This is a genomic window from Streptomyces sp. NPDC111606 (assembly GCF_055656945.1).
This window is the reverse complement of sequence record NZ_JBVKBY010000004.1, coordinates 421,676-433,243: the sequence shown is the minus strand read 5'-3', so window position 1 is coordinate 433,243 and position 11,568 is coordinate 421,676. Positions and strand designations below refer to the sequence as shown.

The window sequence follows — 11,568 nt, the reverse complement described above, 5'->3', positions numbered from 1 at the left end:
CGCGCCCTTACCGATCAGTCACAACTAGGGTCGGCAGTGGACGAAGACCCGCCGAGGGAAGGGTGGAGCACCATGGCGCAGGAAGTACGCGGCGTGATCGCACCGGGCAAGGACGAAGCCGTGCGCGTGGAGACGATCATCGTGCCGGACCCGGGGCCGGGAGAAGCCGTCGTACAGGTTCAGGCCTGCGGCGTCTGTCACACCGACCTGCACTACAAACAGGGCGGCATCAGTGACGACTTCCCCTTCCTGCTGGGCCACGAGGCGGCCGGCGTGGTGGAGTCGGTCGGCGAGGGCGTCACGGACGTCGCGCCCGGCGACTTCGTGATCCTCAACTGGCGTGCGGTGTGCGGGCAGTGCCGGGCCTGTCTGCGCGGCCGGCCCTGGTACTGCTTCGCCACCCACAACGCGACCCAGAAGATGACCCTCGCCTCGGACGGCCGGGAACTCTCCCCGGCGCTCGGCATCGGAGCCTTCGCCGAGAAGACCCTGGTCGCCTCGGGGCAATGCACCAAGGTCGACCCGGCGGTCACCCCGCAGGTGGCCGGCCTGCTGGGCTGCGGGGTGATGGCCGGCATCGGCGCCGCGATCAACACCGGCAACGTCGGCCGGGGCGACACCGTCGCGGTGATCGGCTGCGGCGGCGTCGGGGACGCCGCGATCGCCGGGTCGAACCTGGCGGGCGCGGCGAAGATCATCGCCGTGGACATCGACGACCGCAAGCTCGACAAGGCCCGCACGATGGGCGCCACCCACACCGTCAACTCGCGCGAGACCGACCCGGTGGCGGCGATCCGTGAGCTGACCGGTGGGTTCGGCGCGGATGTCGTCATCGAGGCGGTCGGCCGTCCGGAGACCTACAAGCAGGCCTTCTACGCCCGCGACCTCGCCGGCACGGTCGTCCTCGTCGGCGTGCCCACCCCGGAGATGAAGCTGGAACTGCCGCTGTTGGACGTCTTCGGCCGCGGCGGCGCCCTGAAGTCGTCCTGGTACGGCGACTGCCTGCCCTCCCGCGACTTCCCGATGCTGATCGACCTGCACCTGCAGGGCCGTCTGGATCTGGACGCGTTCGTCACCGAGACCATCCAACTCGACGAGGTGGAGAAGGCGTTCGAGCGGATGCACCACGGCGACGTCCTGCGCTCGGTGGTGATGTTCTGATGACCGCCCGCATCGAACGCCTCGTCACCTCCGGCCAGTTCAAGCTCGACGGCGGCACCTGGGACGTCGACAACAACGTGTGGCTCGTCGGCGACGACCACGAGGTGATCGTCATCGACGCCGCCCACGACGCCGACGCCATCGTGGAGGCCGTCGGCGACCGGCGCCTCACCGCGATCGTGTGCACCCACGCCCACAACGACCACATCGACGCCGCGCCCGCCCTCGCCGACCGCACCGGCGCCACGATCTGGCTCCACCCCGACGACCTGCCGCTGTGGAAGCAGACCTACCCGGACCGCGACCCGGACTCCCACCTCGTGGACGGGCAGATCATCGAGGGCCCGGGCGTCGACCTGACGGTCCTGCACACCCCGGGGCACGCACCGGGCGCGGTGTGCCTGTACGACCCCGGGCTGGGCGTCGTCTTCACCGGCGACACCCTCTTCCAGGGCGGCCCCGGCGCCACCGGCCGTTCCTACTCCCACTTCCCGACGATCATCGACTCGATCCGCACCCGCCTGCTCGCCCTCCCGCCCGAGACCAAGGTCCTCACCGGCCACGGCGACGGGACCACCATCGGCGCGGAGGCACCGCAGCTCCAGGAGTGGATCGACCGCGGCCACTGACGCATCCGACGCGCGCCTGCGCCCGGCCGGGTGACCCCACGGCAAGACCGGAGCAGGACCAGCAAAAGACGACAGAAGATGTCCGGCTTACCCGGCACCCTCGAAGACGAGACCGCTCGCACAGGGCCGGGCGCACAGGGTCGGGAGGCCGGACATGTCACAGCCGTTGAAGGACAAGGTCGCACTCGTCGCAGGCGCGACACGGGGCGCCGGACGCGGCATCGCCGTGGAGCTCGGGGCGGCCGGCGCCACCGTCTACGTGACGGGACGCAGCACCCGCGCCCGGCGCTCCGAGTACGACCGCCCCGAGACGATCGAGGACACCGCCGACCTCGTCACCGAAGTGGGCGGGCACGGTATCGCCGTACCCACCGATCACCTCGACCCCGCCCAGGTCCGTGTCCTCGTGGACCGCATCGCGGACGAACAGGGCCGCCTCGATGTCCTCGTCAACGACGTCTGGGGCGGCGAGAAGCTCTTCGCCTGGGACAGCCCCGTCTGGGAGCACGACCTCGACAAGGGCCTCAGGCTGCTCCGGCTCGGGGTCGAGACGCACGCGATCACCAGCCACCACGCCCTGCCCCTGCTCCTGCGCCACCCCGGCGGACTGGTCGTCGAGATGACCGACGGCACGGCCGAGTACAACGGCGCCAACTACCGCAACTCCTTCTTCTACGACCTCGCCAAGTCGTCCGTCCTGCGCATGGCCTTCTCCCTCGCCCACGAACTCGGACCGCGCGGCGCCACCGCGGTCGCGCTCACCCCGGGCTGGCTGCGCTCGGAGATGATGCTCGACGCGTTCGAGGTGCGCGAGGACAACTGGCGCGACGCCCTCGCACGCGTCCCGCACTTCGCCATCTCCGAGACCCCGCGCTACGTGGGCCGCGCCGTCGCCGCCCTCGCCGCCGACCCCGACGTGGCCCGCTGGAACGGCGAGTCCCTCTCCAGCGGACAGCTCGCGCCGGTCTACGGCTTCACCGACCTCGACGGCAGCCGGCCCGACGCCTGGCGGTACCTCGTGGAGGTCCAGGACGCGGGCAAGCCGGCGGACACGACCGGTTACCGCTGAGGGGGCGGCGGGTCCATGACCGGGAGCGGCCAGCGCGCCGAGTGGCCCGGCGGCAGGCCCAGATCGTCGCGTACGGCCGCGTAGTAGCCCTCGCGGCCGGCGCGCTGCCGCTCCAGCAGCGCCTGCCAGGCCGCACGGTCGTCCCGGCCCTCCCGCACGAACCGTTCCATCTCCATCGCCGCCACGACCCAGTCCCGCGCCTTCTCCACCACCGCGGGGCTGCCCAGCATGATCAGTGCCTCACCCGAGGGGTCCCGGCGGATGCTCGCCTCGGCCAGCAGCGGCTGGGCCTCCTCGAGGCTCAGGGGATCCGGGTACGGATCGACGCCCGCCCGCGCCGCGACCCGGTACGTCACCGTGACCGTCTTCTTCACCGACTGCGCGTATTCGGCGTACACCGTGAGCCGCCGCTCCTCCCAACGCGCCGTCTGCTCCCGCCGGAACCTCATCCGGTCGCCCCGCACGACCGCCATGTACGAGCCGAGCGCGCCGATCACGACGCCTATGAGTGCGGGGAGTTGTTGCATGAACGCGGACATGGACGCACGCTATCTGCCCGGATGATCCTTGCGGCACTACGGTTCGGGTCATGACGGACACCACGCGCTTTGCAGGTCACGGAGTTCTGATCACCGGCGCGGCCCGCGGCATCGGCGTGGCGACCGCCCGCCGGTTCGCCGAGGAGGGGGCCCGCGTGCTCGTCACGGACGTGGACGGGCCCGAGGCCGAGCGGTCCGCGGCGAGGCTGCGGGGACTGGGGCTCGCGGCGGAGGCGTCGGCATGCGACGTCGCCGACCCCGCGTCCGTCGAGGCGGCCGTCGCCCACGCCGTCGACGCCTTCGGCTCGCTCGACGTCCTGGTCAACAGCGCGGCCTCCTGCTCACCCGACACCGCGCTCTTCGAGGACGGTCCGGACGAGGCGTGGGCCCGCGACCTCGACGTCACCCTGACCGGAACGTACCGCTGCTGCCGTGCCGCACTCCCGCACCTGGCAGCCACCGGCCGCGGAGCCATCGTGAACATCGGCTCCGTCAACGGCCTGCAGGACTTCGGCAACCACGCCTACAGCGCCGCGAAGGCCGGACTCGGCTCCCTCACCCGCACCCTCGCCGGGCATGCCGCCGCCCGCTCGGTCCGCGTCAACCTGGTGACGCCGGGCACGGTGCGGACCTCGGCGTGGGAGGGACGGGAGGCGGAACTCGACGCGATCCGCCCGCTGTACCCGCTGGGCCGGGTCGGCGAGCCCGAGGACATCGCTGCCGCGGTCGCCTTCCTGGCGTCCCGCGACGCCGCCTGGATCACCGGCGCCACCCTCACCGTCGACGGCGGCCTCACCGCGGTCAACACCGGGTTCCGGGCAGCGGTGCGCCGCCCGGGCGACGCCTGACTCCCCGCTCACCGAGTGAGCCAGGCCACATGGGTCACATTCAGGCCTGGCGAAATTTCACCGTTCGGTCACAGCCCGGCGCGCACCACAACCGAAGCCCCCGTACAGCGGTCTACCTGGCAGAAGTCCACAGGAACACCCAAGGGAGAGGCCCGGCCATGGGGGACATACGCAGACGGCGTGCCGTCGCACTCGGCATCACCACAGGACTCGTCGCACCGCTCGCGCTGACGCTCGGCGCCGCACCGGCGCAGGCGGCTCCGAGCTGCACGACGCAGGCCGGCCCGTATCAGAAGAAGGTGGAGAAGTTCCTCGGCCGGCCGGTCGACGGCAAGCAGTCCAGCGCCGACTGCAAGGCCATCCAGGCCTTCCAGACCAAGCACGGCATCACCCCGAATGCCGGCTACGCGGGTCCCGTCACATGGGGCGTGATGGACCTGATGAACAAGCAGAAGGCCGTCGGCAACAACCCCAACAAGGACGGCAAGTGCCCCGTCAACAAGGGCCGCATCGCCTGCGTGAACCTCACGCTCCAGCTGAGCTGGATCCAGGACGGGAAGAAGCTGGTGTACGGCCCGGTGCCGGTCCGCACCGGCCGTAACGGCTACGAGACCCGCACCGGCCTGAAGAAGATCTACTGGCGGAACATCGACCACGTGTCGACCATCTACCACGTGCCGATGCCGTACTCCCAGTTCTTCGACGGCGGCCAGGCCTTCCACTCGGTCGGCGTCAGCATGTGGAACCCGCCCGGCTCGCACGGCTGCGTCAACATGACCAAGACCGACGCGAAGAAGTACTGGTCACTGCTGAAGAACGGCGACGACGTCTACGTGTACGGCCGCAAGCCGGGCACCTGACACACGCAGGCACCCGGCTCGCCGGAGAACGGGCAGAAACGTCACGCCTCCGGCGCGTCCCCGAAGTCCGGGATCTCCAGCCTGGCCCCGTCCTGCCGCGCGGACTCGTGCGCGACGATGCCCGGCAGGGTGTAGCGGGCGGCCACCCACGCGTTCACGGACGGGAGTGTGCGGGTGTTGACCGCGGTCACGAAGTCGTCCACCAGGAAGTGGTGGCTGCCCTCGTGGCCGTTGTGCAGATGGTCGAAGGCCCGCGGCAGCCGCGCGCGGTCGTGCACCGGCGCCGACCCCGAGGTGAAGGCCGCCCGCAGCTCCGGCGCGATGTGCTGGAGCGAGGGGTCGTCGGGGGACATGGTGGGCTTGGGCTCCAGCAGCTCACTGATGTCCTTGACACCCTTTTTGTCCTGCCAGAAGGCCACAGTGGCGAGCTGCTCCATGCTCGCCTCGGTGCCGAAGAACCGGAACCGCGACTCCCGTATGTGCGACGGGTAGCCGACCCGCCGGAACTCGTTCGTACGGAACGAGCCACCGCCCGCGACCTCGAACAGCGCCGTCGCGTTGGACACGTCGTTGCCGAACTGGCTGACGCTCTTGTCGAAGACCCCGTCACCCCGGTCGTCCACGACCCCGATCGCCGACACGCTCACCGCGTGCGTCCGCCAGGCCCCCAGCACACCGCCCACCGCGTGCGTCGGGTACAGCAGCGGAGGATAGGAGGCGGTCGCCTTCCAGTTCTCGCCGCCGCTGTACTGGTACGCCTCGTAGAACCCCAGGTCCATGTCGTGGACGTAGTCGCCCTCGGCATAGAAGAGCCGCCCGAAGGCGCCCTCGGCGATCTGGTTGCGCGCGTGCACGGTCGCCGGGTTGTACTCGCTGGTCTCGCCCATCATGTAGGTCATACCGGTCGCCTTGACCGCGTCGATGATCGCCGCGATCTCCTCCGTGGTGATCGCCATGGGGACCGCGGAGTAGACGTGCTTGCCGGCGTTCAGACCCTGGAGCACCAGCGGCCCGTGGGTCCAGCGCTGGGTGAAGATGGCGACCGCGTCGACGGCCGCCGACTCCAGCATCGCCTCGTACGAGGGGAAGGTGCCGGCCAGTCCCTGTGCGTCGGCGAGCTGCTCGGCCCGCTCGGGCAGCAGATCGGTGACGTACACGTCGCCGACACCGGGGTGGGCCTGGAACAGCGTGGCGAACTGGCCGGAGAACTGGCCGGCGCCGACGATGCCGAGGGAGAACGTCATGGAGTGTGTGCCTTTCACTGGCCGAGGATGAGGTTGATCTGGTCGTTGGTCCTGGTCAGGCCGCTCGCCGGGGCGTCGTTGGCGTAGACGTCCTGCATCGCGGGGCGCATCAGGGAGTACACGTCCGCCGCGTAGTCGGTGATCGGGAAGGAGAAGGTGGTGGAGTTCTTCCTGTCGGTGACCGGTTCGGTGAACGCGGACACGTCGATGCCCTTCTTCCCGTACGCGGCCACGGCCGCGTCGGTGCCGTCAGGGGTCGCGGGGAAGACGATGCCGTAGCCGCCGACGGCCTTCTGGCACTCCTTCGAGGCGAGGTACCGCACCCACTTCTTCGCGCCCTCCTTGTTGCGGGCGTTCTTGGTGATGGAGTCGGCGAGGCCGTTCATCATGGTGGCCCGCTTGCCGGTCGGGCCGGTCGGCGTGGGTGCGGTGCCGACGTCGAGCCCCTTGGTGCCGTAGTAGGTGGAGATCATCCAGGCGCCGTCCAAGGAGGTCGCCGCCTTGCCGGCGGCGACCTGGGCGTTGGCCGGGTTGGCGCCGTCGGTGTAGTCGGTGAAGGGCGCGAGGTAGCCCTTCTTCGCCAGGCCGAAGTACCAGTCGACCACCGACTGGAAGGTCTTGCTGTCGTACTGGTACTTGGTGCCCCAGCGCGCCTGGTCCGTGTAGTGCCACCCCGCCGAGGCGACGAACGGGCTCCAGGTGGTCTGCCCGTCGGCGTCGCCCGCGCCGCCGGTGGCCATCCCGTACACCTTGACGTTGTTCTTGTCGAAGCCCTTCTCGTCGCCGCGCCTGCCGTTCTTGTCGACGGTCAGATGCGCGATGGTCTTCTCGAAGGTGCCGCCGTCCTCCGGGTTCCAGGAGAGGCCCTCGAGGCCGTCGGCGGTGAGCCCGGCCTCCCTGACCAACTTCTGGTTGTAGAAGAGGGCGACGGTGTCCCAGTCCTTGGGTGCGCCGTAGCGATGGCCGTCCTGGCCCTTCCAGTTGGCGGCCAGCCCCGTCTGGTAGGCGGAATCGTCGATGCCCAGGTCGTCCAGCGGTTCGAGCACGTTCAGGTCGGCGAACTGCCCGAACTTCTGGATGTGGTCGGTGAAGACGTCCGGCTCGGTGCCCGCGATGAAACTCGCGGTGAGCTTGGTCCAGTAGTCGGCCCAGCCCATCTGTGTGATCTTCACGTTCAGGCCCGGATTCTGCTTCTCGAACCCCTTCGCACAGGCCTGGTACGCGGGCAGCTGGTTGGCGTCCCACAGCCAGTACGTCACCGTGTTCCCGCCCGACCCGGCCGCGCCGCCCTGCGCGCAGCCGGTGGCCAGGGACAGCGCCATCGCCCCGGCCAAGGCCAGGATCGTACGCATCCGAACTCGCATCCCAGTCCCCTTACTTGATGCCGGTGAAGCTGATGGAGCTGACGATGCGCCGTGCGAAGCAGCCGAACAGCACGAGCATCGGAAGGGCGGCGATCAGAGTGGCCGCCATCAGGCCGGACCAGTCGTAGCCCGTCTGCGGGGTCTGTGCCCGGAAGATGGCCAGCGCGACGGTGAGCACGCGCGAGCTGTCGCTGTAGGACACCATCAACGGCCAGAAGTAGTCGTTCCAGGCGGTGATGTACGTCAGCAGTCCCAGCGTGAGGATCGGCGTGGACGCCATCGGCAGCATCACCCGGAAGAAGATCCGGATCTTCCCGGCCCCGTCCAGCAGGGCGGCCTCCTCCACCTCCCGCGGCACGTTCATGAAGAACTGCCGCAGGAAGAACACCGCGAACGGCGTCATGAACATCGTCGGAAGCGCCACTCCCAACAGGTTGTCCACCAGGCCGAGTTGCTTGATCAGCACGAAGTTGGGGAGCAGCGTGAAGATCGCAGGCACCATCAGCCCCGCCAGGAACAGCCCGAACACCTTCTCCCGCCCGCGCCAGCGCAACCGCGCGAAGGCGTACGCCGCCATGGCGGAGAAGAAGATCTGGCAGACGGTGATCAGGGTCGAGACGATCACCGAATTGATCAGATAGCGCCAGAACTTGAGCCCGCCGCCCGAACCGCCCTGGGCGATCGCCTCCTCGGCCGACTGCAGACCGAGCGCCCGCTCGAAGCCTCCGGTCGTCGGATCCACGGGCAGCAGATCGCCGGGATGGGCGGCGAGCGCGGTGTTCGAGGACAGCGCGGTGCGCAGGATCCAGTAGAACGGCAACAGCGTGATGAGCACGACGGCGGCCATCACCGCCCAGGCCACGGCCCGCCCGAAGGAGGGCCTGCGCCTGACGCGCCGTACGGTCGTGGTGTCTGCCACGGCAGCCATGTCGGTGTCTCCCTTCCCTCAGCCGAGGTCGCTCTGGCCGGCCCGGGTGAGCCGGTACTGCAGGACGGTGATCGCGCTCAGCACGACCAGCAGGGCCACCGACATCGCCGAGGCGTACCCGAACTGGAAGCGGCCGAAGGCGGCGCCGTAGATGTAGTACTGCAGGACGTTCGTGGCGTTCGCCGGTCCGCCCGCGGTCGTCACGGCGACCGTGTCGAACACCTGGAACGAACCGATCACCGTCATGATCAGAACGACCGCCAGGACCGGTCGCAGCAGTGGCATCGTGATCCGCCAGAACATGCGCCACTCGCTCGCGCCGTCGACCTTTGCGGCCTCGTACATGTCGTTGGGGATCGCCATCAGGCCGGCGAACAGCAGCAGTGCGGTATACCCGACGTGCCGCCACACGTTGATCAGGGCGATCGTCGGGATCGCCCAGGTCTCGTCCGCCAGGAACGGGACGCGGTCGGCGCCGATCCCCGCGATGATCTCGTTGCCGATGCCCAGCTGGGTGTCCAGCATCCAGAGCCAGACGATGCCCGCGACGACGTTCGACATCAGATACGGCGTGAGCACGACCCCGCGCAGCACCGCCGACTGGGTCAGCCGCTGCAGCAGTACGGCGATGGCGAGCGCCGACACCGTCTGGACGCCGATGTTGATGACCACGTACTCGACGGTGACCGCGAGGGACTCCCAGAAGATCGGGTCGTGGACCATCCGCACGTAGTTGTCCAGGCCCACCCACTCCGCCGGCGTGAGCAGGTTGAAGCGGGTGAAGCTCAGGTAGATGCCGCGCAGCGTCGGCCAGAGCAGGAAGACCAGGAAACCCAGCATCGCCGGAGCGATGAACACCGCGGCGAGCCGCCCGTCCCCCTCGTTCTCGCGGGAGCGCGCCCGCCGCGTCCTCGACTTGGTCCCTACTCCCTCGGCGCCACCCAGCGGCAGGCGCGAAGGTGGGCTGCTGGAGGCGATGGTCATCAGGAGACTCCCTCGTCTGCGGCTCGTCCTCGGCGCCACTTACTTTTGTCGCGGAAGAATCCAGCCGTCAAGAGGTGCGCGAACATCTTCTTCAAGCCAGGCCGACCGCTCTAGAATGGCCCTGTTGGTTTTGCAGAGAAAAAAATCAGAGAGAAAAAATCAGAGACAAGATCATGTGGGAGCCTGACGACCATGACCCCAGTAGCCGCCAGCTGGCCCCCTCTCAGTCCCGGTGAACGCTCGGTCGCGATCGAGGTGCTCGTCGGCGGACCCCTGTCGCGCACCGAACTCGCCCGGCGACTCGACCTGTCCGCGGGCAGCCTCACCCGGCTCACCAAACCGCTGATCGAGTCGGGCCTCCTCGTCGAGGTGCCCGAGGCGGGTGGCCCGGCGGAGGTGCGTCAGGGGCGCCCGTCGCAGCCGCTGGACGTCGTCGCCGAATCCCTCTCCTTCCTCGGCTTCAAGATCACCGATGACATGGTCTACGGCGTCCTGACCACCCTCAGGAGCGAGATCGTCGCCCGCTACGACCGCCCGCTGGTCACCCGTGAACCGGCCGCGGTGGTGAACCTGCTGGGGGAGATGACCGACGTGCTGGCCGGCGACCACCCACGGCTCGCGGGCATCGGCATCGGCGTGGGCGGCTTCGTCGAGGACCGGGCCGTGGTCGGGGAGTCACCGTTCCTGGACTGGCGTGGTGTGCCGCTCGCCGAACTGGTCGAGGAGCGCACGGGGCTGCCGGTTGTCGTGGAGAACGACGTCGCCGCCCTCGTCGAGGCGGAGACGTGGTTCGGCGCCGGCCGCGGCCTCGACCGCTTCGTGGTCCTCACCATCGGTGCCGGCATCGGCTACGGGCTGGTCCTCGGCGGCAAGCGGGTGCCCTACGCCGAGGAGGACCGCGGCTTCGGCCGCCACTGGATCGTCCATCCCAACGGTCCGCTGACCCCGGAGGGGGCGCGCGGCAGCGCTGTCTCCCTGCTGACCATCCCCAGCATCCGCTACCAGGTCCAGGCCGCCACCGGCCGCGACCGCACCTACGAGGAGATCCTGGTCGGTGCCGCGGCGGGCGAGCCGATGCCCGTCAGGGTCATCGAGGAGGCGGCCCGCGCCCTGGGCACCCTGGTCGCCCAGATCGCCAACTTCGTGCTGCCGCAGAAGATCCTGCTCGCCGGAGAAGGGGTGGGCCTCATGGACGTCGCCGGGAAGACTGTGACGGAGACCATCCGTGCCCAGCGGCATCCGCTGGCCGCGCCGATCGACCTCGAGACCAAGGTGTCCGATTTTCACGACTGGGCCCGTGGCGCCGCCGTTCTGGCGATCCAGGTGCTGGTGCTGGGGGCGACGGAAGCCTGAACTCCGCGATCTGCGGGGACAGATGGACGTGATCAGCAACACTGTCCGGTATGTCCGTATTGCGCATTCTTACTCACATGGCCTTCACCTTCGGCGCCGTATGCTTCACAGCATGTCCACCACTGTTGAAATCGCCTCCGATCGATCGGCTGACGAGGTCAACGAGGAGATCCGGGCGCTGTGGCGCCGGTCGGGCGGGACACTGAGCGTCGAGCAGCGTGAGGAATACCAGCGCCTCGTCCTGGAGTGGGCCGCAGCGGCCCTGCAGCCGGTGAAGGCGGCCTGACACTCGCCTCGGCGCAGGCCGCCCGAGCATCCTCCTCGGCCCGTCCCGCCACGCATCGGAACACCCCGCACGGGCACCCCTGATCCAATGGGTGCCCTTCTCGCACTGACCTCGGCCGTCTGCTACGGCATCGTCGACTTCGCCGACGGCATGCTCTCCCGGCGCGCACTTCGCCGCCCTCACCCTGACCGGCCGGCTCAGCGATCTGCTCCTCGCCACCACGGCCGCACTCCTCGTCCCCGCCGGTGACGTGATTTTCACGGATCTGGCGTGGGACCCAACGTTGCCCGTCGTCCTCGGGTT

Annotated in this window: 12 protein-coding genes; 7 read left to right on the top strand and 5 right to left on the bottom strand. The window is 69.2% G+C overall.

Going from position 1 to position 11,568, the window contains the following annotated elements:
• Nucleotides 1-72 precede the first annotated feature (72 nt).
• The 3 genes from ACZ7M7_RS17270 (at nt 73) to ACZ7M7_RS17260 (ending at nt 2,859) form a co-directional block, all read left to right on the top strand.
• Nucleotides 73-1,161, top strand: coding sequence for an S-(hydroxymethyl)mycothiol dehydrogenase (locus ACZ7M7_RS17270; protein WP_472117415.1), 1,089 nt, complete (start codon nt 73-75; stop codon nt 1,159-1,161).
• Nucleotides 1,161-1,790 (top strand): MBL fold metallo-hydrolase, encoded by a 630-nt coding sequence (locus ACZ7M7_RS17265; RefSeq protein WP_472117412.1) that lies wholly within the window; start codon nt 1,161-1,163, stop codon nt 1,788-1,790. The genes ACZ7M7_RS17270 and ACZ7M7_RS17265 overlap by 1 nt, the downstream gene beginning before the upstream one ends.
• A 154-nt stretch (nt 1,791-1,944) precedes the next feature.
• Nucleotides 1,945-2,859 carry an SDR family oxidoreductase gene (locus tag ACZ7M7_RS17260; RefSeq protein WP_472117409.1) on the top strand — a complete coding sequence of 305 codons (915 nt, stop codon included), beginning with the start codon at nt 1,945-1,947 and terminating at the stop codon, nt 2,857-2,859.
• On the opposite strand, the gene ACZ7M7_RS17255 is transcribed toward ACZ7M7_RS17260, so the two are convergent.
• Complete coding sequence (locus ACZ7M7_RS17255) at nt 2,850-3,398, bottom strand: hypothetical protein (RefSeq protein ID WP_472117406.1); 549 nt, start codon at nt 3,396-3,398, stop codon at nt 2,850-2,852. The genes ACZ7M7_RS17260 and ACZ7M7_RS17255 overlap by 10 nt on opposite strands.
• 50 nt (nt 3,399-3,448) lie before the next feature.
• Between ACZ7M7_RS17255 and ACZ7M7_RS17250 the strand changes: the two genes are divergently transcribed.
• A complete protein-coding gene (locus ACZ7M7_RS17250) occupies nt 3,449-4,246 on the top strand; it encodes an SDR family NAD(P)-dependent oxidoreductase (protein ID WP_472117403.1) in 798 nt (265 codons plus the stop codon).
• A gap of 158 nt (nt 4,247-4,404) precedes the next feature.
• Nucleotides 4,405-5,106: a L,D-transpeptidase family protein gene (locus tag ACZ7M7_RS17245; RefSeq protein WP_472117400.1), complete on the top strand. Its 702-nt coding sequence runs from the start codon at nt 4,405-4,407 to the stop codon at nt 5,104-5,106.
• A 41-nt stretch (nt 5,107-5,147) separates the two neighbouring features.
• On the opposite strand, the gene ACZ7M7_RS17240 is transcribed toward ACZ7M7_RS17245, so the two are convergent.
• From ACZ7M7_RS17240 to ACZ7M7_RS17225, 4 genes are read right to left on the bottom strand one after another with little or no spacing between them, the layout of a single operon-like run.
• Nucleotides 5,148-6,350, bottom strand: coding sequence for a Gfo/Idh/MocA family protein (locus ACZ7M7_RS17240; RefSeq protein ID WP_472118020.1), 1,203 nt, complete (start codon nt 6,348-6,350; stop codon nt 5,148-5,150).
• A gap of 14 nt (nt 6,351-6,364) precedes the next feature.
• Complete coding sequence (locus ACZ7M7_RS17235; RefSeq protein WP_472117397.1) at nt 6,365-7,702, bottom strand: ABC transporter substrate-binding protein; 1,338 nt, start codon at nt 7,700-7,702, stop codon at nt 6,365-6,367.
• Nucleotides 7,703-7,724: 22 nt separating this feature from the next.
• Entirely contained in the window at nt 7,725-8,642 is a 918-nt protein-coding gene (locus ACZ7M7_RS17230) for a carbohydrate ABC transporter permease (RefSeq protein ID WP_383627349.1), read from the bottom strand.
• Between the two features lie 18 nt (nt 8,643-8,660).
• A complete protein-coding gene (locus ACZ7M7_RS17225) occupies nt 8,661-9,626 on the bottom strand; it encodes a carbohydrate ABC transporter permease (protein WP_472117394.1) in 966 nt (321 codons plus the stop codon).
• A 192-nt stretch (nt 9,627-9,818) separates the two neighbouring features.
• Here ACZ7M7_RS17225 and ACZ7M7_RS17220 point away from each other — a divergent pair, with 192 nt between their 5' ends.
• Both ACZ7M7_RS17220 and ACZ7M7_RS17215 read left to right on the top strand, forming a co-directional pair.
• Nucleotides 9,819-10,979, top strand: a complete 1,161-nt coding sequence (locus tag ACZ7M7_RS17220; protein WP_472117391.1) for an ROK family transcriptional regulator — start codon at nt 9,819-9,821, stop codon at nt 10,977-10,979.
• A 100-nt stretch (nt 10,980-11,079) separates the two neighbouring features.
• Nucleotides 11,080-11,265, top strand: a complete 186-nt coding sequence (locus tag ACZ7M7_RS17215; protein WP_369275248.1) for a hypothetical protein — start codon at nt 11,080-11,082, stop codon at nt 11,263-11,265.
• Nucleotides 11,266-11,568 lie beyond the last annotated feature (303 nt).

Bases quoted from the DNA above. Each gene is read 5' to 3' on its own strand.
- ACZ7M7_RS17215 (WP_369275248.1), top strand. From the start codon at position 11,080: ATGCTTCACAGCATGTCCACCACTGTTGAAATCGCCTCCGATCGATCG.
- ACZ7M7_RS17220 (WP_472117391.1), top strand. From the start codon at position 9,819: ATGACCCCAGTAGCCGCCAGCTGGCCCCCTCTCAGTCCCGGTGAACGC.
- ACZ7M7_RS17245 (WP_472117400.1), top strand. From the start codon at position 4,405: ATGGGGGACATACGCAGACGGCGTGCCGTCGCACTCGGCATCACCACA.
- ACZ7M7_RS17260 (WP_472117409.1), top strand. From the start codon at position 1,945: ATGTCACAGCCGTTGAAGGACAAGGTCGCACTCGTCGCAGGCGCGACA.
- ACZ7M7_RS17225 (WP_472117394.1), bottom strand. From the start codon at position 9,626: ATGACCATCGCCTCCAGCAGCCCACCTTCGCGCCTGCCGCTGGGTGGC.
- ACZ7M7_RS17255 (WP_472117406.1), bottom strand. From the start codon at position 3,398: ATGTCCGCGTTCATGCAACAACTCCCCGCACTCATAGGCGTCGTGATC.
- ACZ7M7_RS17240 (WP_472118020.1), bottom strand. From the start codon at position 6,350: ATGACGTTCTCCCTCGGCATCGTCGGCGCCGGCCAGTTCTCCGGCCAG.
- ACZ7M7_RS17235 (WP_472117397.1), bottom strand. From the start codon at position 7,702: ATGCGTACGATCCTGGCCTTGGCCGGGGCGATGGCGCTGTCCCTGGCC.
- ACZ7M7_RS17265 (WP_472117412.1), top strand. From the start codon at position 1,161: ATGACCGCCCGCATCGAACGCCTCGTCACCTCCGGCCAGTTCAAGCTC.
- ACZ7M7_RS17270 (WP_472117415.1), top strand. From the start codon at position 73: ATGGCGCAGGAAGTACGCGGCGTGATCGCACCGGGCAAGGACGAAGCC.
- ACZ7M7_RS17250 (WP_472117403.1), top strand. From the start codon at position 3,449: ATGACGGACACCACGCGCTTTGCAGGTCACGGAGTTCTGATCACCGGC.
- ACZ7M7_RS17230 (WP_383627349.1), bottom strand. From the start codon at position 8,642: ATGGCTGCCGTGGCAGACACCACGACCGTACGGCGCGTCAGGCGCAGG.